The sequence below is a fragment of the Kitasatospora sp. NPDC085879 genome (assembly GCF_040686255.1).
Classification (GTDB): domain Bacteria; phylum Actinomycetota; class Actinomycetes; order Streptomycetales; family Streptomycetaceae; genus Kitasatospora.
Map to the genome: position 1 here is coordinate 73,943 of NZ_JBFBJZ010000033.1, position 22,324 is coordinate 96,266.

The window sequence follows — 22,324 nt, forward strand, 5'->3', positions numbered from 1 at the left end:
GCACCGCCCCGATCGATAAGCTGGCCCGGCCCGCCCGCAACGGCGGCCGGGCCCGCGGTCTTCCGGGCCGCGGGCGCCACGGAACACAGGCTTCGGGAAAGGGGGCCGCGATGCTGCTCGACACCTTCGGCCGACAGGCCGTGGATCTGCGCGTGTCCCTCACCGACCGCTGCAATCTGCGCTGCACCTACTGCATGCCCGAGGAGGGCCTGCAGTGGCTGGCGAAGCCGTCATTGCTCACGGACGAGGAGATCGTCCGGCTGGTCGGCATCGCGGTGCGCGACCTCGGGGTGCGCGAGGTGCGCTTCACCGGCGGCGAACCGCTGCTGCGGCCCGGCCTGGTCGGCATCGTCGCCGCCTGCGCCGAGCTGGAGCCCCGCCCCGAACTCTCGCTGACCACCAACGGCATCGGCCTCGCCCGCACCGCCGCCGCCCTGCAGCGGGCCGGCCTGGACCGGGTCAACGTCTCGCTGGACACCCTCGACGAGGAGACCTTCCACACCCTCACCCGGCGCCGGCGCCACCAGGACGTGCTGGACGGCCTGGCCGCCGCCGAGGCCGCCGGGCTCACCCCGGTGAAGCTCAACGCCGTCCTGATGCGCGGCGTCAACGACCACGAGGCCGCCGACCTGCTCGCCTGGTGTCTGGAGCGCGGCTACGAGCTGCGATTCATCGAGCAGATGCCGCTGGACGCCCAGCACGGCTGGGACCGCTCGCAGATGGTCACCGCGGAGGAGATCCTCGTCCTGCTGCGGACCCGCTTCGAGCTCACCCCGGAGCCGACCGCGGCCCGTGGCGCGGCCCCCGCCGAGCGCTGGCTGGTGGACGGCGGCCCCGCCCGGGTCGGCGTGATCGCCTCGGTCACCCGACCGTTCTGCCGGGCCTGCGACCGCACCCGGCTCACCGCCGACGGCCAGATCCGCAACTGCCTGTTCGCCACCGACGAGACCGACCTGCGGGAGGCGCTCCGCTCGGGCGCGGGCGACGAGGAGATCGGCGAGCTCTGGCGGAAGGCCATGTGGGGCAAGAAGGCCGGTGCCGGCATCGACGACCCGACCTTCCACCAGCCCGACCGCCCGATGTCCGCCATCGGCGGCTGATCGAGGCGCGCCCCGGGTGGTCCCGCTCAGCCCTCGAAGTCGGCGAAGGGGACGACCTCCTTCAGGAAGCCGCGGACGCCGAGGAACTGCGAGAGGTGTTCGCGGTGCTCGTCGCAGGCCAGCCAGGTCTTCCGGCGGTCCGGGGTGTGCAGCTTGGGGTTGTTCCAGACCAGGACCCACGCGGCGGTCCCGCGGCAGCCCTTGGCCGAGCAGACCGGCGGGCCGTCCGGGCCGGCGGGGGCGCCGGTGGTGCCGAAGAGGCCGAGGGTGGGGGTGTCCATGGTGGGGCCGTCCTGGGGGGAGCTGCCGGAGCTGTCACGGCCAGTCTCGCACCCCCGGAAGGCGCTCCCGCACGCGGGCATGACGACGCCGGGCAGCCACGGGGGGAGCCGCCCGGCGTCGGTCTGTCGCTCCGACGGGGGATGCGGAGCGCGTACGCAGTATGTCACGCCGGAACCCCCGCGTGGCTAGGCCTTTCATGATTAATCTGAGGCTCCGCTGAGGGTTCTGCCGGGCGAAAGCCAACAGAAGCGGACGGATCGGGCGATGCGTCCGTATGCGTCTCAGCCGGAGGCCGGGTCGTCCGGGCCGTCCGTGCCGTCCCGGTCGGCGCGCGGGCCCGCGTCGCCGCCCTCGGCGGGGCGCCCGCCGCCGCCCGTCCCGCCGGGGCCCAGCATCAGCGGGGTCTCCGGCGGCACCGCGAAGGTGCTCGGCAGGCCGGGGGCCCGCTCGCGGCCGGCGTTCGCGATCACCACCGCGAAGTACGGCAGCAGCACGGCGCCGGCCAGCGCGGCGAAGGCCACGAACCGCTGGACGTCCCAGAGGATCACGGCGAGCAGCACGCACACCGTGCGGAGCAGCATCGAGATCACGTACCGCCGCTGGCGGCCCCGCACGTCCTCCGTGAGGCTGCTCCGGGCCCCGGTGATCCGGAAGACCTGCCCGTTGCCGGCGCTCTTCGCCATCGCTACCGCCTTCGTCCGTCACCGCGCCCCCGCGGGTGCGGCCTCTTCACGGTACGCCGTGCCGACGGTCACAGGGGGCCGGGGGCTCAGGCTTTCCGCAGGTACCCGGGCGGGACGGTGTCGGTGAGCCAGACGCCGTTGGCGCTGACCCGGAACTCGTGGCCGTCGCGGGACATCCCGGCGGCGTCCACGGCCAGGACGACCGGGCGGCCGTGCCGGGAGCCGACCCGGACGGCCGTCTCGGTGTCCGCGGAGAGGTGCACGTCCTGGCGGGCCATCGGACGCAGCCCCTCGCGGAAGATCGCCTCCAGGACCCGCCCGGTGGTGCCGTGGTACAGCACCGCGGGCGGGTCGCTGGGCGGCAGGCCGAGGTCGATGTCGACCGTGTGGCCCTGGCTGGCGCGGATCGAGAGGCCGTCCTCGGAGAAGGCGAAACGGCGCTTGTTGTTGGTCTCCACGACGTGGTCCAGCTCGGCCCGGCTGACCGCGCGGCCCTGCCGGGCCAGCGCGGCGAGCAGGGTGTCCACCCGGACCCAGCCGGCCCCGTCCAGGGTGATGCCGACCGACCCGGGGTCGTGCCGCAGGATGCGGGACAGCCGCTTGGAGACTCTGACCGTCTGCTTCTCGTCCATCATGTCGGGTACCTCTCCCCCCGTCGCCCGGCCCCGCTAGGAGGCCTGGCTGACCGAACTCATGTTGAAGTCGGCCACCCGCACCGGCGGCATCGCCGCCCGGGTGAACCAGTCGCCCCACTCTCGGGGCAGGCAGCGCTCGGTGCGACCGACCTCGGTGATCCGTCCGAGGATGTCGACCGGCGACTCGTTGAACCGGAAGTTGTTGACCGCGCCGACCACTTCGCCGTTCTCCACCAGGTACACGCCGTCCCGGGTGAGGCCGGTGAGCAGCAGTGTGGCCGGGTCGACCTCGCGGATGTACCAGAGGCAGGTGAGCAGCAGGCCGCGCTCGGTGCGGGCGATCATCTCGTCCAGGGTGGGCGCCGAGGACTGGTCGGCGGTCTCCAGGACGAGGTTGTCGACCGGCGGGTGCAGCGGCAGGCCGGTCAGCCCGGCGGAGTGCCGGGTGGTGAGCAGGTTGGCCAGCTCGCCGTCGCGGATCCAGTCGGTGGCGGCGAGCGGGTGGCCGTTGTCGAAGACCGAGTCGTTGTCGCCCGAGGAGTGGGTGAGGACGAACGGCGCGGCCTCCAGGCCGGGCTCGGCCGGGTCGGAGCGCAGGGTGAGCGGCAGCGGGCTGAGCCGCTCGCCGATCCGGGTGCCGCCGCCCGCCTTCGAGAAGACGGTGCGGCCCTCGAAGGCGTCCCGGCCGCCGGAGGACCAGCTGAGGTAGACCAGCAGGTCGGCGACGGCCGACGGCGGCAGCAGCGTCTCGTAGCGGCCGGCCGGCAGGTCGATCCGCTTGCGGCCCCAGGCGAGCCGCCGGGTGAGCCCGGTGTGCAGCTCGGTGACGTCGATGTCGGTGAAGTCGCGGGTCGCGGCGCCGCCCCAGGCGGAGCCGCTGAGGTCGGCGGTCTTGGCGTTGAGCTCGACCGTGCCGGTGGGCTGGTCGTGCCGCAGCCGCAGGCCGGTCGAGGTGCCGAGGTAGCTGCTGGTCACCTCGTGCCGGGCGAAGCCGTACAGCAGTTCGCCGTTCTTGCGGGCCCGGGCGAAGGCCTCGCCGAGCGCCGGGGCGAAGGCCGCGAAGACGTCGGCGGAGGTCTCCGCGGGCGGCGCGGTGAAGTCGGCCGACGCGGGGCGGGCGGGGATCAGCGGCTGGGCGTCCTCGGCGGGCCCGGCGTCGCGGGCGGCGGCCTCGGCGGCCCGCACCAGCGACTCCACCTCGTCCGGGGTGACGGCGTCCCGGGAGACCACGCCGGAGGCGGTGCCCTCGGCGCCGTCCACGGTGGCGATCACGGTGAGGCGGCGGCCGCGGGTGACACCGTTGGTGGTGAGGCCGTTGCCGGCCCAGCGCAGGTTGGCGGTGGATTCCTCGTCGGCGATGACGACGCAGCCGTCCGCGCGGGACAGCTCCAGGGCGCGCTCGACCAGCTCGTGGGGCTTGATGGCGCTCATCAGTGACCGGCCTCCTGCTGGGTGTTGAGCACGTTGACGTTGCGGAACAGCGCGGACGGGCAGCCGTGGCTGACCGCCGCGACCTGGCCCGGCTGGGCCTTGCCGCAGTTGAAGGCGCCGCCGAGCACGTAGGTCTGCGGGCCGCCGACGGCGCTCATCGAGCCCCAGAAGTCGGTGGTGGTGGCCTGGTAGGCGAAGTCCTTGACCTGGCCCGCCAGTCGGCCGTTGCGGATCGCGTAGGCGCGCTGGCCGGTGAACTGGAAGTTGTAGCGCTGCATGTCGATCGACCAGGAGCGGTCGCCGACGATGTACAGGCCGTTCTCCACCTGGGAGATCAGCCCGCCGGTGTCGGGGCCGCCGGCCGCGGGCTGCAGCGAGACGTTCGCCATGCGCTGCACCGGGACGTGCGCGGGGGAGTCGGCGAAGGCGCAGCCGTTGGAGCGGCCGAGGCCCTTGAGGCGGGCCATCGCCCGGTCGAGCTGGTAGCCCACCAGCACACCGTCCTTGACGAGGTCCCAGGACTGGGTGGCGACGCCCTCGTCGTCGTAGCCGATGGTGGCGAGGCCGTGCTCGGCGGTGCGGTCGCCGGTGACGTGCATCAGCCCGGAGCCGTACGCGAGCGTGCCGAGCTTGTCGAAGGTGGCGAAGGAGGTGCCCGCGTAGGCGGCCTCGTAGCCGAGCGCGCGGTCCAGCTCGGTGGCGTGGCCGATCGACTCGTGGATGGTCAGCCACAGGTTGGACGGGTCGACCACCAGGTCGTAGCGGCCCGCCGTGACGCTCGGCGCCTTCATCTTCTCGGCCAGCAGCACCGGCAGTTCGGCGAGTTCGGCGTCCCAGTCCCAGCCGGTGCCGCGCAGGTACTCGAAGCCGCGGCCGGCCGGCGGGGCCAGGGTGCGCATCGAGTCGAAGGCGCCGGTGCGCTCGTCGACGGAGGTGGCCTCCAGCGAGGGGTGCAGCCGGATCCGCTGCTGGGTGGTGACGGTGCCCGAGGTGTCCGCGTAGAACTTGTTCTCCTGCACCGTCAGCAGGGCCGCCGACACGTGCGAGACGCCTTCCGCGGCGAGCAGCCGGCCGCTCCAGTCGGCGAGCAGGGCGGTCTTCTCGGCGTCCGGCACCTCGAAGGGGTTGACCTCGTACGAGGAGACCCAGACCGCGTCGGCGTGCACCGGCTCCTCGGCGAGCTCCACCACGTCCTCGGACCCGGCCGCGCGGCTGATGCCGCCGGACAGCCGGGCCACCGCGACCGCCTGCTCGGCGACCCGGACCGCCGCGTCCGTGGTGAGGTCGACCCCGGCGGCGAAGCCCCAGGCGCCGTCCAGCAGCACGCGGACGGCGAAGCCGAGCTGCACCGAGTCCGAGGTGCCCGAGGGGCGGGCGTCGCGCAGCCGCCAGGAGGCGCTGCGGACCCGCTCCAGGCGGAAGTCGGCGTGGCCGGCGCCGAGTTCGCGGGCCCGTGTGAGGGCGGCGTCGGCGAGGGCGTGCAACGGATAGCCGAGGAACAGCGGGTCGACGGCGCGGCTTGTGGGCGGCATCGGGCTCCCTGGGTCGAACGGTCTGGGGGCGGCGGGCACCCCCGGGCAGGGGAACCCGCATCGCATCATGGACCGTCGACCGCTCCGGTAGCCAGCGGATTTGCCGTGGGCGTGTTGCCCGGGGCGCGGCGCGCGCCCCGGGCGGTCGCCGGACGAGCCGTCAGGCGACCGTCTCCCACCAGCCGTCGAGCTCCTGCGGCTGGTCCACGTCGACCCGCTCGCCGGGCCGCGGCACGACCAGCGGTACGGCCTGCGCCTTGGCCTCCACCAGCAGCCGCTCGATCGGCTCCGCCCACGGGTGCAGGCCCAGGTTGAAGGTGCACCAGTGCACCGGCACCAGCAGCCCCGCCCGCAGCTCGCGGTGGGCGCGGACGGCGTCCTCCGGCGTCATGTGGATGTCGGCCCAGGCCTCGTCGTACGCGCCGATCTGCACCAGCGCGGCGTCGAACGGGCCGTGCTCCTCGCCGATCCGCGCGTAGCCCTCGAAGTAGCCGGAGTCGCCGGTGTAGTACACCTTGCGGTTCGGCCCGGCGATCACCCACGAGCCCCAGAGCGTGGTGTTGCGGGTGGTGCCCCGGCCGGAGAAGTGGTGCGCCGAGGTGAGCGTCAGGGTGAGCGGGCCCAGGGTGCAGGTCTCGTCCCAGTCGAGCTCGATGATCCGGTGCTCCGGCACTCCCCAGCGCCGCAGGTGGCTGCCGATGCCCAGCGGCACCAGGAAGGGCGCGGACTGCAGCGTCACCAGCCGCTTCACGGTGGCCATGTCGAGGTGGTCGTAGTGGTCGTGCGAGATCAGCACCGCGTCCACCGGCGGCAGCTCCGCCAGGTCGGCCGGCACCGGGTGCAGCCGCTTCGGGCCGACGTGCGCGGACGGCGAGCAGCGGTCGCTCCAGATCGGGTCCAGCAGGACCCGGGCGCCCTCGATCTCCACCAGGACGGAGGCGTGCCCGTACCAGACGACCTCCACGCCCTCGGCGGGCCGCTCGCCGTGCCGGGGACGGACCGTCGGCACCGGCAGGGACGGCCGGCGCCCGTCGCGGTCGAGCAGCATCCGGCGCACCGTCTCGGCGCCCGGCATCGACGGCCTGGCCAGCTCGGACTCGGCGTTGTGGAACACGCCGTCCCGGTACTGCGGGGAGCGGCGGATCCGCTCCTCGCGCTCGCCGTCCGGCCGGCCGCCGAACGCCGCCGGCAGGTCGCGCAGCGCCCACGCCGCGCCGCCCACCGCGGCCGCCAGCGCGGTGAGGGCCAGCAGGCGGCCCTGCCGCCCGGTGGAACTGGGGGGCTGTGCCTCGGTCATCCGTGCTCCCGCTCTCTCGTCACCGACCGTGTGCCGGGCCTCGCTGATGGTGCGGCCCGGGACCGCGCCGCCCAGAGGGCAACGGGTACGGCCCGGCCGGTTGTTCCCGTCCAAGTCGGACGCGTTGTCGGGAAGCGACAGTTCCCGCCGGACGGACCTGTGGGAGGTCGATTCGTCGCGGGCTCACCAGGACCGATAGCGTCACAGTGCGTACGCGTCACCGGCGTACCGCTGCGGCCCGGCGGCCAACCGGCCGCCGCTCGACGGGCCGCCGCCAACTACGGAGAGAGGTGGATCGTTGAGCCGCTCGGTTCTCGTCACCGGAGGCAACCGGGGCATCGGCCTCGCGATCGCCAAGGCCTTCGCCGAAGCCGGCGACAAGGTCGCCATCACCAGCCGCTCGGGCGAGGTCCCGGCCGAGCTGGCCGCGCACGAGGTCCTCGCCGTCAAGTGCGACATCACCGACGCGGCCCAGGTCGACGCCGCCTTCGCGGAGATCGAGGAGAAGCAGGGCGCCGTCGAGGTGCTGGTCGCCAACGCCGGCATCACCAAGGACACCCTGCTGCTGCGCATGTCCGAGGACGACTTCACCTCCGTCCTGGACACGAACCTCACCGGCACCTTCCGGGTGGTCAAGCGCGCCGCGACCAAGATGCTCCGCGCCCGCAAGGGCCGCGTGGTGCTGATCTCGTCCGTGGTGGGCCTGCTCGGCTCGCCGGGCCAGGCCAACTACGCCGCCTCCAAGGCCGGCCTGGTGGGCTTCGCCCGCTCCCTCGCCCGCGAGCTCGGCTCGCGCAACATCACCATCAACGTGGTCGCGCCCGGCTTCGTCGACACCGACATGACCGCGGTGCTCAGCGAGGATCGCCGCAAGGAGATCGTGTCCGGCGTGCCGCTCGGCCGCTACGCCGCGCCCTCCGAGGTCGCCGCCACGGTCCGCTTCCTCTCTTCCGACGAGGCCGCATACATCACCGGAGCCGTCATTCCCGTCGACGGCGGATTGGGCATGGGTCACTGAACCATGAGTGGAATCCTTGAGGGCAAGCGCATCCTGATCACCGGTGTGCTGATGGAGTCGTCCATCGCCTTCCACACCGCGAAGCTGGCCCAGGAGCAGGGCGCCGAGATCATCCTCACCGCCTTCCCGCGGCCGAGCCTGACCGAGCGCATCGCCAAGAAGCTCCCCAAGCCCGTGAAGGTCCTGGAGCTCGACGTCTCCAGCGAGGAGCAGCTGGCCGGCATCGCCGACCAGGTCCGCGAGCACCTGCCGACCCTCGACGGCATCGTCCACTCGATCGGCTTCGCCCCGCAGGACGCGCTCGGCGGCAACTTCCTCAACACCCCGTGGGAGTCCGTCGCCACCGCCATGCAGGTCTCCGCCTTCTCGCTGAAGTCGCTGACCATGGCGCTGCTGCCGCTCATGCAGGACGGCGGCGCGGTGGTCGGCCTGACCTTCGACGCGCAGTTCGCCTGGCCGCAGTACGACTGGATGGGCCCGGCGAAGGCCGCCCTGGAGGCGACCAACCGGTACCTCGCCCGCGACCTCGGCGAGCGCAACATCCGCTGCAACCTGATCTCGGCGGGCCCGATCGGCTCGATGGCCGCCAAGTCCATCCCGGGCTTCGGCGCGCTGGCCGACACCTGGAGCACCCGCTCGCCGCTCAAGTGGGACCTCTCCGACCCGGAGCCGGCCGGCCGCGGCGTCGTCGCCCTGCTCTCGGACTGGTTCCCGAAGACCACCGGCGAGATCGTCCACGTCGACGGCGGCCTCCACGCGATCGGCGCCTGACAGCCTGCACACCGGGTGAACCAATGACCGGGTGAACCAATAGGGGCGCGGGGAACTGCGCGCGGCGGGAGAAGCTGAGCTCAGCTGTCTTCCGACCCGCGCAGTCCCCCGCGCCCTGTTCTGTGGTCGGGTGTCCTGTGGTCGGGCCTACTCGCTGCCGCAGGCGCCGATGGCGCGGCCGGCTTCGAAGGAGGCCCGCTGGGCGTCGCCGTGGCGGATGGCGTCGAGGATGCCGTCGTGGCCGACGTACCGTTCGGCGATCAGCTCCGGGCCGACGTCGTGCCGCAGGTGCGCCCGCATGACCTCCCCGAGGTCCGCGTACACCGCGGCCAGCACCTCGTTGTGGGCGGCCGCGACGACCGCCTGGTGGAAGGCGGCGTCGGCCTGCACGAAGTCCTCGGGTTCGCCGGAGTGCCAGGCGTGTTCGCGGCGTTCGAGCGTCGCGCCGAGCAGTTCCAGGTCGCGGTCGGTGCGCCGGCCGGCGGCGAGCCCGGCGGCGGACATCTCCAGGGTGGCCCGCAGCTCGGCGACCTGGCTCTGGTCGGCGTCGGCGAACCGCCGGTGCATCACGCCGGCGAGCTCGCTGGTGGCCAGCACGTACGTGCCCGAGCCCTGCCGGATGTCGAGCAGGCCGTTGTGGGCGAGTGCCTTGACGGCCTCGCGGACGGTGTTGCGGGCGACCCCGAGCTGTTCGACGAGCGCGGCCTCGGTGGGGATGCGGGAGCCGACCGGCCACTCGCCCGAGGTGATCTGGGCCCGCAGCTGCGCGATGACCTGATCGGACAGCGGGGTGCGGCGGGTGGACGACAGCGCCATGGACTCGGACTCCTACTCCTCTTCCTCGCTCCCCGTGGGAGGGAGCCTCAGACCTTAGCCGGTTCGCGACGTTCTGGCGTGAGCATTCGTCCCATCATTCTATGATGGGCGCTATGTCGACCGCAGCGGACTCCGCCACCCACCGCCGCGCCGAGCCCGTCCCGGCCGCGCCCGCGCCCACCCGCGCCCGTCTCCTCACCCCACTCCTCGCCGCCGGCATCGCGCTGGCCGCCGTCAACCTGCGTCCCGTGGTCACCAGCCTCGGGCCGCTGCTCGACGACGTCCGGGCCGGCCTCGGCATGAGCGCCGGCGTCGCCGGCCTGCTCACCGCGGTGCCCTCGCTCTGCTTCGCCGTGCTCGGCCTGGCGGCCCCCGCGCTCGCCCGGCGGCTCGGCCCGATCACCGTGGTCGCCGCCGGCATGGGCGCGATCACCCTCGGCGTGCTGGCCAGGTCCTTCGCCGGCGGCACCGCCGTCTTCCTGCTGCTGACCGCGGTCGCCCTGGCCGGCGTCGCGGTCTCCAACGTGCTGCTCCCGGTGGTGGTGAAGCGGTACTTCCCGGAGCGGGTCGGCCCGATGATCGGCCTCTACTCGATGGCCCTGTCGGTCGGCACCTCGCTGGCCGCCGCCGCCACCGTGCCGCTGACCACCGCGATGGGCGGCAGCTGGCGGGCCGGCCTCGGGGTCTGGGCCGCGCTCGGCGCCGTGGCCCTGGTGCTGTGGCTGGTGGTCGCCCTGCTGCGCCGCGAGCGCTCCTCGGCGGCGGGGGAGGAACCGGCCGCCGCCGAGCGGACCGTCCCGATCGTGCGCAGCCGCACCGCGTGGGCCCTCGCCGTCTTCCTGGGCCTGCAGGCCACCAGCGCGTACGCCACGATGGGCTGGCTGCCGAAGATCTACCAGGACGCCGGGGTCTCGGACGGTGCCTCCGGGGTGCTGCTCGCCCTGGTCATGGCGGTCAGCGTGCCGGCCTCGTTCGTGCTGCCGAACCTCGCCGCGCGGCGCGGCGACCAGCGGCTGTTCGTCGTGGTCCTCGGCGTGTGCGGGATCGCCGGCTACACCGGTCTGGCGTTCGCCGCGGGCACCGCCTCCTGGCTGTGGGCCTGCCTGGTCGGCCTGTCGATGTGCGCCTTCCCGCTGGCCCTCACCATGATCGGCCTGCGCGCGCGGACGCCCGGCGGGGTGGCGCGGCTGTCCGCGTTCTCGCAGTGCGTCGGCTACCTGATCTCCATCCCGGGCCCGATCGCGGTGGGCGCGGTCTACCAGGCCACCGGCAGCTGGTACCTGCCGCTGGGCCTGCTGGCCGTGCTGCTGGTGCCGCAGATGGCGTTCGGCGCACTGGCCGGCCGTCCGCGGCACATCGAGGACGAACTGCCCCGCGTCCCGGCCGCGGCCTGACCCCGGTTTCCGGACGGAAGCGGCGGAATGCGACACTCGGCGCATGCCAGTTCTCGAACCCGAGCCGCAGGACGGCCAGAAGAAGCTGCTCCAGCTGTTGGGCGCGATCGCCGGTGTGGTCGTGCTCGTCGCCGTGATCGCCATGGTCGCCGCCCGCCTGGGCTGACGGGGTCCGTCCGCCGTCCCCACTCCTGCGGGTGGCGACCGCACGGACCCCGCGCCCGGCCGCGCATTTTCTGCAAAGCTCTAGGGGTATGAGCGCCGACACACCCCGAAGGATCATCGTTCTCCGTCACGCCAAGGCCGACTGGCCGAACCAGGTGGCCGACCACGAGCGGCCGCTGGCCGACCGCGGCAGGCACCAGGCGCCGGAGGCGGGCCGCTGGCTGACCGACTCCGGCATCAACCCCGACTACGTGCTCTGCTCCACCGCGCTGCGCACCAGGGAGACCTGGAAGCTGGCGGCGCACGAACTGCCCAAGCGCCCGCGCCGTACGGTCTACGAGGACCGGGTGTACGAGGCCAGCCCGGGCGAGATCATCGCGGTGCTCCAGGAGACCCCGGACGAGTTCGCCGACCTGATCCTGGTCGGCCACAACCCCGGCGTGCTCGGCCTCACCCAGGTCCTCGCCGGCGACGAGGGCGACGTGGACGCGCTCAACCGGCTCCGGCTCAGCAGCTTCCCGACCGCGGCGATCGCGGTCCTCAGCTTCGCCGGGCCGTGGAAGTCGGTCGAGCCGGGAGTGGCCAAGCTGGACTCGTACCACACGCCGCAGGACTGACGGCGGACACGGCAAAGGGTGGCCGGGGCGGATGCCCGAGCCACCCTTCGTGCTGCCGGCGGTGAGTGTGCTGCCGGGCGTGAGGCACCGGCTCGGTCGGCGGCTCAGTCGGTGACGCTGCCGTCCAGCTCGTCCGCCGCCTCGACCTCGTCGCGGGTGATGCCCAGCAGGTAGAGCACGGTGTCCAGGAACGGCACGTTGACCGCGGTGTGCGCGGCCTCGCGGACCACCGGCTTGGCGTTGAAGGCCACGCCCAGCCCGGCCGCGTTCAGCATGTCGAGGTCGTTGGCGCCGTCGCCGATCGCCACCGTCTGCGCGAGCGGCACCCCGGCCTGCTCGGCGAACCGGGCCAGCCAGCGGGCCTTGCCCGCGCGGTCCACGATCTCGCCGGTGACCCGCCCGGTGAACCTCCCGTCCGCCACCTCCAGGGTGTTGGCGGCGGCGAAGTCCAGCCCCAGCTGCTCGACCAGGTGGTCGGTGACCTGGGTGAACCCGCCGGAGACGATCGCCACCTGGTAGCCGAGCCGCTTCAGCGTCCGGATCAGCGTGCGGGCGCCCGGCGTCAGCCGGACCTCGGTGCGGACCTTCTCCACCACCGCGGCGTCCAGCCCGGCCAGCAGCGCGACCCGGGCGCGCAGCGACTCGGCGAAGTCCAGCTCGCCGCGCATCGCGGCGGCCGTCACCTCGGCGACCTTCTCCTCGCAGCCGGCGTGCGCGGCGAAGAGCTCGATCACCTCGTCCTGGATCAGCGTGGAGTCCACGTCCATCACCACCAGGCGCTTGGCCCGGCGGTGCAGGCCGGCGCCGACCACCGCGATGTCCACGCCCAGCGCCGCGGCCTCCGGCGCCAGCCGGGCCCGCAGTACCTCGGTCGGCAGGCCGGAGACGGCCAGCTCCACCGCCGTCACCGGGTACTTGGCGAGGCGGAACACCCGGTCGATGTTGCCGCCGGCCTCGCTCACCAGACCGGCCAGCGCGGCCACCGCGGCGGCGGTCAGCGGGTGGCCGAGCACGGTGACGTGCGAGCGGCCCTCCCGGCGCGGCCGGTTGTCGCCGATGCCGGAGATGATCTCGGCCTGCAGCTTCAGGTCCTCGGCCCAGCGGTGCACGGTCGCGCGCAGCCCGCCGTCGGAACCCCGTCCGGAGGGCGGCGTCACCAGGGCGCACAGCGTTATCCGGCCCCGGGTGACGACCTGCTCGATGTCGATCACGTCCACGCCGTACTCGGCGAGCGTGGCGAACAGGCCCGCGGTGATACCGGGGCGGTCCTTGCCGAACACCTTGACGAGCAGCGTCCGCTCGTCGTCGGTCCGTGGCTGCGGGGCGGGGCCGGGCTCGGCGGCCGGATCAGTCGCGTTCATGGTGACTCCCACGCTACCCGGCCCCGGCCGCGGGCCACGCCGGGCGTCCGCACGCTGGGACGACACGGCTGCCCCGGTTTCGTTGCCGCCCGGTCACAAACGCCGAGGTGACTTTCAGGTACGGCCGCGGGGCTGGAATGATTCCCCCGTCAGATCACATGCGCAACTCCCCATGCGGGGAGCCAATCGGGGGACCGAGAGAGCGGGGGCAGGCGGACGTGCCGCAACTCGTACTGGAGCTCAACGGCCAGCAGACCGTCCTGGAACCGGGCCGCGCGTACACCATCGGACGCGATCCGGCCTCGGACTTCGCCTTCGACGACGCCCGGGTGTCCTGGCGGCACGCCACCATCGCCTTCGACGGCGCCGGCTGGCAGCTGCAGGACCACGGCTCCACCAACGGCACCTACACGGGCGGCGCCCGTACCCAGCACGTGCCGCTCCACCCGGGAGCCGTCGTGCACCTGGGCAATGCCGAGAACGGCCCTCGGCTCGCCTTCTCCGCGCCGGCCCACGCGGCCGCGCCGCAGCAGGGCGTGCACGAGGCGGTGACCAGCCGGGCCGCGCAGCCGCCGGTCGCCCACCAGGCCCCGGCCCAGCAGCCGCCCGCCGCCCAGCAGCCCTGGGCGCAGCACCCGCAGCCGCCCGTCCACCAGCAGTGGGACACCCCGGCCCCGCAGCCCGTCGTGCCGCACCAGGCCCACCCGCAGCACGCGCCCGTCCCGCCGCAGGCGCACATCCCGCAGCAGGGCCAGCCGCCGCTGCCGAACGGGCTCGGCAACCCGACCATGGTGCGCAGCCTCACCGCAGGCATGCGCACCATCCGCATCGGCCGCGCCCTGGACAACGACATCGTCGTCTCCGACCTGCAGGTCTCCCGGCACCACGCGGAGCTGCGGCAGCTCGCCGACGGCCGCTGGGAGATCGTCGACCTCGGCAGCCACAACGGAATCTTCCTCAACGGCCAGCCGGTGCAGCGTCAGCTGATGGGCCCGCAGGACCGCCTGACGGTCGGCCGCTCCAGCTTCGTGCTGGTCGGCGACCAGCTGCAGGAGTTCGTCGACACCGGCGCCGTCACCTTCTCCGCCCGCCACCTGACCGTCGAGGTCGAGTTCAAGGGTGGCAAGAAGGTCCTGCTCAACGACGTCTCCTTCGCCGTCCCGGAGAAGTCCCTGGTCGCCGTCATCGGCCCGTCCGGCTCCGGCAAGTCCACCCTGCTGCGCGCCCTGACCGGCTACCGCCCCGCCGACCGCGGCGAGGTGCTGTACGACAACCAGAACCTGTACCAGCAGTTCGCCGAGCTCCGCTCGCGCATCGGCCTGGTGCCGCAGTCCGAGATCCTGCACAAGGAGCTCACCGTCCGCAGCGGCCTCAAGTACGCCGCCCGGCTGCGCTTCCCCGGCGACACCGAGGCCGCCGAGCGCGAGCGCCGCATCGACGAGGTGCTGTACGAGCTGCGCCTGGACAAGCGCGCCGACAACCGGATCACCGCGCTCTCCGGCGGCCAGCAGAAGCGCGTCTCGGTCGCCCTGGAGCTGCTCACCAAGCCCTCGCTGATCTTCCTGGACGAGCCGACCTCCGGCCTCGACCCGGGCATGGACCGCGAGGTCATGCAGACCCTGCGGGGTCTGGCGGACGACGGCCGAACGGTCCTCGTCGTCACCCACTCGGTGGCCGAACTCGCGCTCTGCGACCGGCTGCTGGTGATGGCGCCGGGCGGCTCGGTGGCCTACTTCGGCCCGCCGTCCGAGGCCCTGCACTTCTTCGGCTACGAGACCTGGGCCGACGTCTTCCAGGCCTTCGAGAACTACCCGGACCACGACTGGGCCGGCCGCTACAAGGGCTCCGTCCACTACCGGCAGTACTCCGCCGACGTGGACGCCGCCGTCCCGCACGCCACCCCGAGCGTGCCGCTCGCCCAGGCCCGCCCGCCGAAGCCGCAGAGCTGGGGCTCCCAGCTGTGGACGCTGATCAGCCGCTACCTCGCGGTCATCGGCTCCGACAAGGGCTTCATGCTGCTCTCCCTGGTGCTGCCGCTCGTCCTCGGCGGCGTCTCGGTGCTGATCCCCGACAAGTGCGGCCTGGCCGCCTGCGCCTCCGGACGCAACGACATCGCCAAGATGATCCTGCTCGTGGTCGCGTTCGGCGCCTGCCTCTCCGGCTCGGCGAACTCCGTCCGCGAACTCATCAAGGAACGGGCGATCTACGAACGGGAACGCGCCACCGGCCTGTCCCGGTCCGCCTACCTGGTCTCCAAGATCGTCGTGCTCGGCCTGGTCAGCTTCGTCCAGGGCGGCGTGATCTCCGCGATCGCCTTCAAGACCCGCGACCTGCCCGCCGAGGGCCTGCTCCTGAAGAGCATGCCCGCCGCCGAGATGGCGATCGGCGTGATCCTGCTGAGCTTCACCTCGATGCTGGTCGGCCTGACCATCTCGGCGCTCGTCAAGACCGCCGAGAAGACCATGCCGCTGCTGGTCATGTTCGCCATCATCCAGATGGTCTTCACCGGCGCGATCTTCCAGGTCTTCGACAAGCCCGGCCTGGAGCAGTTCGCCTGGCTGATGCCCGGCCGCTGGGGCCTCGCCGCGAGCGGCAACACCCTCGACCTGGCCCACACCTCCGCCGTCACCTACAACACCGACGTCCGCCCGCCCACGCCGGTCGTCGACCCGCTCTGGGACCACACCGTCGGCCACCTCTTCCTCAACTGGTTCGCCCTGATCGCCATCTCGGTCGGCCTCGCCCTCCTCGTCCAGCGGTTCCTGCGCCGCCACGAGCCCGAGGTCATGCAGAAGGGCTGACACCCGCACCGCACACGACGGGCGGCACCCCCGGACAGGGGGCGCCGCCCGTCGCCGTACGCCCCGGGACCTAGGCCGGTCGCCTCATGCCCGGGCCGCCCGCCCGGCGGTAGCGTGGGGGACATGCCGCCCGAGGAACCCGCCCCCGCCTGCGACCCCTGCCTGGGCGGGATCGAGGCGATCAGCACCGCCGTGCTCGCGATGAGCCGCCACCTGGAGGTCCGTGAGGTGCTCCGGCGGATCACCGCCTCGGCCCGCGCGCTGCTCGGCGCCGAGTACGCCGCCCTCGGCGTCCCCGACGACCACGGCGGCTTCGCCCAGTTCGTCGTCGACGGCGTCACCGACGAGCAGTGGCGCGCCATCGGCCCGCTGCCCCGCCAGCACGGCGTCCTCGCCGCCATGCTCCACGAACTGACGCCCACCCGGCTCGGCGACGTCCGCACCGCCCCCGACTTCGGCGGCTGGCCCGCCGCGCACCCCGAGCTCAAGGACTTCCTCGGCATGCCGATCGTCGACGGCACCGAGATCCTCGGCGCCGTCTTCCTCGCCAACAAGGCCGGCGGATTCACCGCCCACGACGAGGAACTCCTGCGCATCCTCGCCGCGCACGCCGCCCTCGCCCTCTCCAACGCCCGCCTCTACGAGCGCAGCCGTGAACTCACCCTCGCCGGCGAGCGCGCCCGCATCGCCCACGACCTGCACGACGCCGTCTCGCAGAAGCTCTTCTCGCTGCGCCTCACCGCCAAGGCCGCCGCCACCCTCGTCGACCGCGACCCGGCCCGGGCCCGCGCCGAACTCGCCGAGGTCGCCCGGCTCGCCGCCGAGGCCGCCGACGAACTGCGCGCCGTCGTCGTCGAACTGCGGCCCGCCGCGCTGGAGGAGGACGGCCTCACCGCCACCCTCGCCTCCCAGGTCCAGGTGCTGGACCGCGCGCACACCGCCGCCGTCAGCTTCACCGCCCGGCACATGAAGGCGCTGCCCGCCGCGCAGGAGGCCGCCGTGCTGCGGGTCGCCCAGGAGGCCCTGCACAACGCGCTGCGGCACTCCGGCGCCCGCACCGTCGACGTCTCGCTCGCCGGCACCCCGGCCCGCGGCGCCGTCCTGCGGGTCGCCGACGACGGGCAGGGCTTCGACCCGGACTCCGTCCGGCGGGCCGGCCGCCACCTCGGCCTGGTCTCGATGCGTGACCGCGCGGCCGCGGTCGGCGGCACCCTCATGCTGGAGTCGGCCCCGGGCAAGGGGACGGTCGTGGAGATGGAGGTCCCCGGTGCCTGACAGCCGGACGATGATCCGCGTCCTGCTGGTGGACGACCACCAGGTGGTCCGGCGCGGACTGCGCACCTTCCTGGAGGTCCAGGACGACATCGAGGTCGTCGGCGAGGCCGCGGACGGCGCCGAGGGCGCCGCCCTGGCCCAGCAGCTCGCCCCCGACGTCGTGCTGATGGACCTCAAGATGCCCGGTGTCGACGGCATCGAGGCCCTCAAGATGCTCCGCGACCAGGGCAACCGGGCGAGGGTCCTGATCGTCACCAGCTTCACCGAGCACCGCACCGTCGTCCCCGCCCTGCGGGCCGGCGCCGCCGGCTACGTCTACAAGGACGTCGACCCGGAGGCCCTCGCGGGCGCCATCCGCTCGGTGCACGCCGGGCACGTGCTGCTCCAGCCCGAACTCGCGGAGGCGCTGCTCTCCGACGACGGGCCGCGGCCCGCGCAGGGCCGCGGCGGCACCCTCACCGAACGCGAGCGCGAGGTGCTCGGCCACATCGCCGACGGCCGCTCCAACCGGGAGATCGCCCGTGCCCTGCACCTCTCCGAGAAGACGGTGAAGACCCACGTCTCCAACATCCTCATGAAGCTCGACCTCGCCGACCGCACCCAGGCCGCGCTCTGGGCCGTCCGCAACGCCGAGGCCTAGGGCAGAGCACTCGCTGAGGGCGCGCCCTCAGGGGCGCGGGGAACTGCGCGATCCGGCTGCGGCCATCACGACGGCAGGTGCCCCCACGCGCCCCTACGGGTTGCCCTGGCGCGGTTCGTCGACGAGGGCGTTGTAGGCGGCGACCTGGGCGCGGCGGGCCGTCCGCTCCAGTGGGGCGAGGACCTCGCGGCGGGCCGCCATCTCGGAGGCGGAGACGGCAGCGCCGTGCCCGCCGGCGGCGATCGAGAGCAGGGCCGACACCTGCCGCGCGGACTCCAGCACCCGCACGGCCCGCGCCGGATACCCCGGCGCCAGCAGCTCGGCGTGCCCGCGGCGGCGGTACGCGTCCAGGGCCTGCAGCGCTTCCGGTCCGGCACCCGCCACGTCGAGGCGGGTGAGCAGGACGGTGGCCTGCCGCAGGCCGTCCGCGAGTTCGAACTCGGCCTCGTGCAGCGAGGGCACGTCGGCCGGCGGGGTGTCGTTGACCTCCGAGCAGCGCCACAGCACGGTCGCCGAGCGGTCGCCCTCCGGCCCGAACACGTTGACCTCCGGCACCAGCCCGATCGGCACACCGACGGCCAGCACCGCCTCGCCCGCGGCCATCGCCTCGGTGTTGAACGGCGCCGGCCCGGTGAGGCCGAGCAGGTGCCCGGCGCTGGGCAGGGCGAGCCGCAGCCCGCGGACACCGAGGACGCGGAGACGGCCGAGCGCCCAGGTGAGGCCGTGCAGCTCGCCCTCGCTGTCGCCGGGCAGCCCGGTGACCCGGTGGGACTCGTCGCCGCCGAGCACGGCGGTGGCGGCGTCGTCGGGCGGCACGGCACCGGCGAGCAGGGCGTTGCCCCAGGCGGTGAGCCGGCCCGAGCGCGGCTCCTGGTAGGGATTGTCGGCAGGTGTGGCGAGCATCCCGCCAGCCTACGGACAACTCCGCCACCCGCGTGGCGTAGGTTTGGGCTGTGCTGCGCGCGGCGCATCCCGTCCCGCCCGCCGGACCGGCGGGAGTACGCTGCCCGCGCGCACCGACTGTCGAGACCACTGGACCGCACCCCGAGGCCCGATGCCGCCGGCCTCGGACGGCCGACATCTGCATTGGGGAAGGCTAGGCATGAGTGACGTGCTGGAGCTCGTCGACGTTTCCGTGGTCCGGGAGGGTCGCGCGCTGATCGACCGGGTCTCCTGGTCGGTCGCCGAGGGCGAGCGCTGGGTTGTCCTGGGTCCGAACGGCGCGGGCAAGACGACCCTGCTGCAGGTCGCCTCCACCTACCTCTTCCCGACCGCCGGCACCACCGCGGTGCTGGGCGAGAAGCTCGGCTCGGTCGACGTCTTCGAGCTGCGCGCCCGGATCGGCCTCGCCAGTGCCGCGATGTTCGACAAGCTGCCCGGCGAGCAGACCGTGCTGCAGACCGTGCTCACCGCCGCCTGGGGCATGACCGCCACGTGGAACGAGCAGTACGACAGCAGCGACGAGGCCCGCGCGCTGGCCCTGCTGGACCGGCTCGGCATGGCCGGCTACACCACCCGCAAGTTCGCCACCCTCTCCGAGGGCGAGCGCAAGCGCACCCTGATCGCCCGCGCGCTGATGACCGACCCCGAGCTGCTGCTGCTGGACGAGCCGGCCGCCGGCCTCGACCTCGGCGGCCGCGAGGACCTGGTGCGCCGCCTCGGCGCGCTCGCGCAGGACGAGTACGCGCCCTCGATGGTGATGGTCACCCACCACGTCGAGGAGATCGCACCGGGCTTCACGCACGTCCTGATGATCCGCCAGGGCAAGGTGCTGGTCGCCGGTCCGATCGACACCGAGCTGACCGCCCGCAACCTGTCGCTCTGCTTCGGCCTGCCGCTGACCCTGGAGCGCCACGGCGACCGCTGGTCCGCGCAGGGCCTGCCGCTGGGCTGACCCGCCGACGGCCGCCGGGCCGCGCACCCGCACCGGGCGCGCGGCCCGGCGGCCGTTTCGGCGCACCGCCCCCGGGGCCCTGAACCACTGAACTCCGCTGAACACGGATCTGCCGCGCGTACGACCGGTTTCCGCCTGTTCACCTGCGGGAAGCTAGGCGTCACAAGCTTCCCCCTCCCTAGGATGGCCCTGTGGACAGCTGGATCTGGTGGCTCCTCGCCGCCGTCGGCCTCGGTATACCGCTGGTAGTCACCGCGATGCCCGAGTTCGCCATGTTCGCGATCGGGGCCGGCGCCGCGGCGATCACCGCGGCCCTCGGGGCCGGGGTGGTGCCGCAGTTCCTGGTGTTCGTCGCGGTGTCGGTCGCGCTCCTGGTGTTCGTCCGCCCGATCGCGTACCGCCAGCTGCAGAAGGGCCCGGCGATCAAGACGGGCATCGAGGCGCTCCAGGGCGCCACCGCAGTCGTACAGGAGAAGGTCGACGGGGAGGGCGGCCGGATCAAGCTCAACGGCGAGATCTGGTCGGCCCGGGCACTCCACCCCGGCAGTGTCTACGAGCCGGGGCAGCAGGTCGACGTCGTCGAAATCCAGGGCGCCACCGCCCTGGTCGTCTAGGGGAGAATCGTGGAACCCGTCCTCATCGTGCTGCTCGTCCTGGTCGTGGTGGCCTTCATCGCCCTGATCAAGACGATCCAGGTGATCCCGCAGGCCAGCGCGGCGATCGTGGAGCGCTTCGGACGCTACACCCGCACGCTGAGCGCGGGTCTCAACATCGTCGTGCCGTTCATCGACACCATCCGCAACCGCATCGACCTCCGCGAGCAGGTCGTGCCGTTCCCGCCGCAGCCGGTCATCACGTCGGACAACCTGGTCGTCAACATCGACACCGTCATCTACTACCAGGTGACCGACCCGCGGGCCGCGACCTACGAGGTCGCCAGCTACATCCAGGCCATCGAGCAGCTCACCGTCACCACGCTGCGCAACATCATCGGCTCGATGGACCTCGAGTCCACCCTGACCTCCCGCGAGGTCATCAACGCCGGCCTGCGCGGCGTCCTGGACGAGGCCACCGGCCGCTGGGGCATCCGCGTCAACCGCGTCGAGCTGAAGGCGATCGAGCCGCCGACCTCCATCCAGGACTCGATGGAGAAGCAGATGCGTGCCGACCGCGACAAGCGTGCCGCGATCCTCACCGCCGAGGGCGCCCGGCAGGCCCAGATCCTGCGGGCCGAGGGTGAGAAGCAGGCCGCGGTCCTCCAGGCCGAGGGTGAGGCGCAGGCCGCGGTGCTCCGCGCCGACGGTGAGGCCGCTGCGATCCGCACCGTCTTCGAGGCCATCCACGAGGGCGACGCCGACCAGAAGCTGCTCGCCTACCAGTACCTGCAGACCCTGCCCGAGCTCGCCAAGGGCGACTCCAACAAGCTGTGGATCATCCCCAGCGAGGTCGGCGACGCGCTCAAGGGCCTCGGCGGCGCCTTCACCGGCCTGACCGGCGGCAACGGCGCAGGCCCGGCCTCCGCCGCCGCCCCGCGCCCGGTGGACACCGAGACCAAGAACGTCGCCCGCCCCCGGGTCGAGACCACCCGCGAGTACCCGCGGATCGACCCCGAGTGACCCGGCCGTAGGGCCCCGGCGAACCGCTCCGGCCTGCGCCTCCCGCACGGGAGGCGCAGGCCGGACCCGTATGTCACGTTCGGCCGGGCCGTCTCGTCCCCCTGGTATGAGAATCGCCATCGTCGGAGGAACGGGGACGCTGGGACACCACGTCACCGAGGAACTGCGCGCACGCGGACACGAGGTCCGGGTGCTCAGCCGCCGCTCGCCCGAGCACCCGGTCGACCTGACCACCGGTGCCGGACTGGCCGCGGCGCTCGCCGGCTGCGACGCCGTGGTCGACGCCGCCAACAGCCGCTCGGCGAAGGGTGCCGAACGCACCCTGGTCGACGGCACCCGGAACCTGCTCGCCGCCGAACGGGCCGCGGGCGTCGCCCACCACGTCTGCGTCTCCATCGTCGGCTGCGACCGGGTGCCGGTCGGCTACTACCGGGTCAAGACCGACCAGGAGCGGGCCGTCACCGAGGGCCCGGTGCCGTGGACGGTCGTCCGGATCACCCAGTTCCACGAACTGCTCGCCGAGATGTTCGGCCTGCTCGGCCGGTGGCGCCTGCTCACCGTGCCCCGCGCCCGGCTGCAGACCATCGCCGCCGAGGACGCCGCCCGCGCGGTCGCCGACGCCGCCGAGCAGCCGGCCCGCCTCGGCCGGATCGAGGCCGCCGGCCCGGAGACCACCGACGCCCGCGAGCTCGCCCGGACCTGGCGCGCCGTCACCGGCCGCCGCGCCCTGCAACTGCCCCTGCCGCTGCCCGGAGCCGTCGGCCGGGCGCTGCGCGCCGGCGGCCTGACCACCCAGCGGCCCGACACCCGCGGCACCGTGACGTTCGCCGACTGGCTCGCCCGCGAGACCGCCGCCGCACCGGCCGACCGCGCATCCGCCGACCGCGCATCCGCCGACCGCGCATCCGCCGACCGCGCGCCGGCCGGGTGATCCGCGCCGGCCCCGGGGAGCGGCCCGCCGCCCCGCGGGGCCGGCCCGTCCGGCCCGCGGTCCGG

At 73.5% G+C, this 22,324-nt stretch carries 22 protein-coding genes; 13 read left to right on the forward strand and 9 right to left on the reverse strand.

Annotated features, from left to right (window positions below; genetic code table 11):
• Positions 1 to 110 precede the first annotated feature (110 nt).
• Entirely contained in the window at positions 111 to 1,100 is a 990-nt protein-coding gene (gene moaA / locus AB0P35_RS24410) for a GTP 3',8-cyclase MoaA (RefSeq protein ID WP_095872652.1), read from the forward strand.
• A 26-nt stretch (positions 1,101 to 1,126) separates the two neighbouring features.
• On the opposite strand, the gene AB0P35_RS24415 is transcribed toward moaA, so the two are convergent.
• From AB0P35_RS24415 to AB0P35_RS24440, 6 genes are all read right to left on the reverse strand, one after another.
• Positions 1,127 to 1,381: a hypothetical protein gene (locus tag AB0P35_RS24415; RefSeq protein ID WP_363514145.1), complete on the reverse strand. Its 255-nt coding sequence runs from the start codon at positions 1,379 to 1,381 to the stop codon at positions 1,127 to 1,129.
• Between the two features lie 282 nt (positions 1,382 to 1,663).
• Complete coding sequence (locus AB0P35_RS24420; protein ID WP_363514148.1) at positions 1,664 to 2,065, reverse strand: DUF3099 domain-containing protein; 402 nt, start codon at positions 2,063 to 2,065, stop codon at positions 1,664 to 1,666.
• Between the two features lie 86 nt (positions 2,066 to 2,151).
• Complete coding sequence (locus tag AB0P35_RS24425; protein ID WP_363514205.1) at positions 2,152 to 2,697, reverse strand: RNA 2'-phosphotransferase; 546 nt, start codon at positions 2,695 to 2,697, stop codon at positions 2,152 to 2,154.
• Positions 2,698 to 2,733: 36 nt separating this feature from the next.
• Positions 2,734 to 4,131, reverse strand: coding sequence for a metallopeptidase TldD-related protein (locus AB0P35_RS24430; protein ID WP_363514151.1), 1,398 nt, complete (start codon positions 4,129 to 4,131; stop codon positions 2,734 to 2,736).
• Positions 4,131 to 5,663, reverse strand: coding sequence for a TldD/PmbA family protein (locus AB0P35_RS24435; RefSeq protein ID WP_363514154.1), 1,533 nt, complete (start codon positions 5,661 to 5,663; stop codon positions 4,131 to 4,133). Before AB0P35_RS24435 ends, AB0P35_RS24430 begins: the two co-directional genes overlap by 1 nt.
• Before the next feature lie 160 nt (positions 5,664 to 5,823).
• A complete protein-coding gene (locus tag AB0P35_RS24440; protein WP_363514156.1) occupies positions 5,824 to 6,960 on the reverse strand; it encodes an MBL fold metallo-hydrolase in 1,137 nt (378 codons plus the stop codon).
• A gap of 298 nt (positions 6,961 to 7,258) precedes the next feature.
• On the opposite strand from AB0P35_RS24440, the gene fabG reads away from it, so the two are divergent.
• A complete protein-coding gene (gene fabG / locus AB0P35_RS24445) occupies positions 7,259 to 7,978 on the forward strand; it encodes a 3-oxoacyl-[acyl-carrier-protein] reductase (protein ID WP_095872646.1) in 720 nt (239 codons plus the stop codon).
• Positions 7,979 to 7,981: 3 nt separating this feature from the next.
• Entirely contained in the window at positions 7,982 to 8,749 is a 768-nt protein-coding gene (fabI, locus tag AB0P35_RS24450) for an enoyl-ACP reductase FabI (protein ID WP_095872645.1), read from the forward strand.
• A gap of 147 nt (positions 8,750 to 8,896) precedes the next feature.
• Here the strand turns inward: fabI and AB0P35_RS24455 are convergent, their stop codons facing one another.
• Entirely contained in the window at positions 8,897 to 9,565 is a 669-nt protein-coding gene (locus AB0P35_RS24455; protein ID WP_363514160.1) for a FadR/GntR family transcriptional regulator, read from the reverse strand.
• A gap of 113 nt (positions 9,566 to 9,678) precedes the next feature.
• Here AB0P35_RS24455 and AB0P35_RS24460 point away from each other — a divergent pair, with 113 nt between their 5' ends.
• The 3 genes from AB0P35_RS24460 (at position 9,679) to AB0P35_RS24470 (ending at position 11,741) form a co-directional block, all read left to right on the forward strand.
• Positions 9,679 to 10,959: an MFS transporter gene (locus tag AB0P35_RS24460; RefSeq protein WP_363514163.1), complete on the forward strand. Its 1,281-nt coding sequence runs from the start codon at positions 9,679 to 9,681 to the stop codon at positions 10,957 to 10,959.
• A gap of 43 nt (positions 10,960 to 11,002) precedes the next feature.
• Entirely contained in the window at positions 11,003 to 11,125 is a 123-nt protein-coding gene (locus AB0P35_RS24465; protein WP_257018993.1) for an SGM_5486 family transporter-associated protein, read from the forward strand.
• 88 nt (positions 11,126 to 11,213) lie between these two features.
• Positions 11,214 to 11,741 (forward strand): histidine phosphatase family protein, encoded by a 528-nt coding sequence (locus tag AB0P35_RS24470; RefSeq protein ID WP_095872642.1) that lies wholly within the window; start codon positions 11,214 to 11,216, stop codon positions 11,739 to 11,741.
• Positions 11,742 to 11,845: 104 nt separating this feature from the next.
• Here AB0P35_RS24470 and serB read toward each other — a convergent pair whose 3' ends face one another.
• Positions 11,846 to 13,102, reverse strand: coding sequence for a phosphoserine phosphatase SerB (serB, locus tag AB0P35_RS24475; protein ID WP_095872641.1), 1,257 nt, complete (start codon positions 13,100 to 13,102; stop codon positions 11,846 to 11,848).
• Between the two features lie 158 nt (positions 13,103 to 13,260).
• Here serB and AB0P35_RS24480 point away from each other — a divergent pair, with 158 nt between their 5' ends.
• The 3 genes from AB0P35_RS24480 to AB0P35_RS24490 all read left to right on the forward strand — a co-directional run bounded on the left by AB0P35_RS24480 (position 13,261) and on the right by AB0P35_RS24490 (position 17,818).
• Entirely contained in the window at positions 13,261 to 15,903 is a 2,643-nt protein-coding gene (locus AB0P35_RS24480) for an FHA domain-containing protein (protein ID WP_363514168.1), read from the forward strand.
• A gap of 123 nt (positions 15,904 to 16,026) precedes the next feature.
• Positions 16,027 to 17,178 (forward strand): GAF domain-containing sensor histidine kinase, encoded by a 1,152-nt coding sequence (locus AB0P35_RS24485; protein WP_363514171.1) that lies wholly within the window; start codon positions 16,027 to 16,029, stop codon positions 17,176 to 17,178.
• Between the two features lie 10 nt (positions 17,179 to 17,188).
• Positions 17,189 to 17,818, forward strand: coding sequence for a response regulator transcription factor (locus tag AB0P35_RS24490; RefSeq protein ID WP_095872638.1), 630 nt, complete (start codon positions 17,189 to 17,191; stop codon positions 17,816 to 17,818).
• A 93-nt stretch (positions 17,819 to 17,911) separates the two neighbouring features.
• On the opposite strand, the gene AB0P35_RS24495 is transcribed toward AB0P35_RS24490, so the two are convergent.
• The gene (locus tag AB0P35_RS24495; protein ID WP_363514174.1) at positions 17,912 to 18,721 is read right to left on the reverse strand and encodes a hypothetical protein; all 810 of its coding nucleotides are present in this window, start codon (positions 18,719 to 18,721) and stop codon (positions 17,912 to 17,914) included.
• Between the two features lie 199 nt (positions 18,722 to 18,920).
• Between AB0P35_RS24495 and AB0P35_RS24500 the strand changes: the two genes are divergently transcribed.
• The 4 genes from AB0P35_RS24500 to AB0P35_RS24515 all read left to right on the forward strand — a co-directional run bounded on the left by AB0P35_RS24500 (position 18,921) and on the right by AB0P35_RS24515 (position 22,259).
• Positions 18,921 to 19,712, forward strand: a complete 792-nt coding sequence (locus tag AB0P35_RS24500; RefSeq protein ID WP_095872636.1) for an ABC transporter ATP-binding protein — start codon at positions 18,921 to 18,923, stop codon at positions 19,710 to 19,712.
• Between the two features lie 203 nt (positions 19,713 to 19,915).
• Positions 19,916 to 20,326, forward strand: coding sequence for an NfeD family protein (locus AB0P35_RS24505; protein WP_179419536.1), 411 nt, complete (start codon positions 19,916 to 19,918; stop codon positions 20,324 to 20,326).
• 9 nt (positions 20,327 to 20,335) lie between these two features.
• Entirely contained in the window at positions 20,336 to 21,328 is a 993-nt protein-coding gene (locus tag AB0P35_RS24510) for an SPFH domain-containing protein (RefSeq protein WP_095872634.1), read from the forward strand.
• A 106-nt stretch (positions 21,329 to 21,434) separates the two neighbouring features.
• A complete protein-coding gene (locus tag AB0P35_RS24515) occupies positions 21,435 to 22,259 on the forward strand; it encodes an NAD(P)H-binding protein (RefSeq protein WP_363514178.1) in 825 nt (274 codons plus the stop codon).
• Positions 22,260 to 22,324: the final 65 nt, after the last annotated feature.

What these genes read in the sequence shown, in the direction of transcription:
- moaA (WP_095872652.1), top strand. Translation starts at nt 111, where the DNA reads ATGCTGCTCGACACCTTCGGCCGACAGGCCGTGGATCTGCGCGTGTCC.
- AB0P35_RS24415 (WP_363514145.1), bottom strand. Translation starts at nt 1,381, where the DNA reads ATGGACACCCCCACCCTCGGCCTCTTCGGCACCACCGGCGCCCCCGCC.
- AB0P35_RS24420 (WP_363514148.1), bottom strand. Translation starts at nt 2,065, where the DNA reads ATGGCGAAGAGCGCCGGCAACGGGCAGGTCTTCCGGATCACCGGGGCC.
- AB0P35_RS24425 (WP_363514205.1), bottom strand. Translation starts at nt 2,697, where the DNA reads ATGGACGAGAAGCAGACGGTCAGAGTCTCCAAGCGGCTGTCCCGCATC.
- AB0P35_RS24430 (WP_363514151.1), bottom strand. Translation starts at nt 4,131, where the DNA reads ATGAGCGCCATCAAGCCCCACGAGCTGGTCGAGCGCGCCCTGGAGCTG.
- AB0P35_RS24435 (WP_363514154.1), bottom strand. Translation starts at nt 5,663, where the DNA reads ATGCCGCCCACAAGCCGCGCCGTCGACCCGCTGTTCCTCGGCTATCCG.
- AB0P35_RS24440 (WP_363514156.1), bottom strand. Translation starts at nt 6,960, where the DNA reads ATGACCGAGGCACAGCCCCCCAGTTCCACCGGGCGGCAGGGCCGCCTG.
- fabI (WP_095872645.1), top strand. Translation starts at nt 7,982, where the DNA reads ATGAGTGGAATCCTTGAGGGCAAGCGCATCCTGATCACCGGTGTGCTG.
- AB0P35_RS24455 (WP_363514160.1), bottom strand. Translation starts at nt 9,565, where the DNA reads ATGGCGCTGTCGTCCACCCGCCGCACCCCGCTGTCCGATCAGGTCATC.
- AB0P35_RS24460 (WP_363514163.1), top strand. Translation starts at nt 9,679, where the DNA reads ATGTCGACCGCAGCGGACTCCGCCACCCACCGCCGCGCCGAGCCCGTC.
- AB0P35_RS24465 (WP_257018993.1), top strand. Translation starts at nt 11,003, where the DNA reads ATGCCAGTTCTCGAACCCGAGCCGCAGGACGGCCAGAAGAAGCTGCTC.
- AB0P35_RS24470 (WP_095872642.1), top strand. Translation starts at nt 11,214, where the DNA reads ATGAGCGCCGACACACCCCGAAGGATCATCGTTCTCCGTCACGCCAAG.
- serB (WP_095872641.1), bottom strand. Translation starts at nt 13,102, where the DNA reads ATGAACGCGACTGATCCGGCCGCCGAGCCCGGCCCCGCCCCGCAGCCA.
- AB0P35_RS24480 (WP_363514168.1), top strand. Translation starts at nt 13,261, where the DNA reads ATGCGCAACTCCCCATGCGGGGAGCCAATCGGGGGACCGAGAGAGCGG.
- AB0P35_RS24485 (WP_363514171.1), top strand. Translation starts at nt 16,027, where the DNA reads ATGCCGCCCGAGGAACCCGCCCCCGCCTGCGACCCCTGCCTGGGCGGG.
- AB0P35_RS24490 (WP_095872638.1), top strand. Translation starts at nt 17,189, where the DNA reads ATGATCCGCGTCCTGCTGGTGGACGACCACCAGGTGGTCCGGCGCGGA.
- AB0P35_RS24495 (WP_363514174.1), bottom strand. Translation starts at nt 18,721, where the DNA reads ATGCTCGCCACACCTGCCGACAATCCCTACCAGGAGCCGCGCTCGGGC.
- AB0P35_RS24500 (WP_095872636.1), top strand. Translation starts at nt 18,921, where the DNA reads ATGAGTGACGTGCTGGAGCTCGTCGACGTTTCCGTGGTCCGGGAGGGT.
- AB0P35_RS24515 (WP_363514178.1), top strand. Translation starts at nt 21,435, where the DNA reads ATGAGAATCGCCATCGTCGGAGGAACGGGGACGCTGGGACACCACGTC.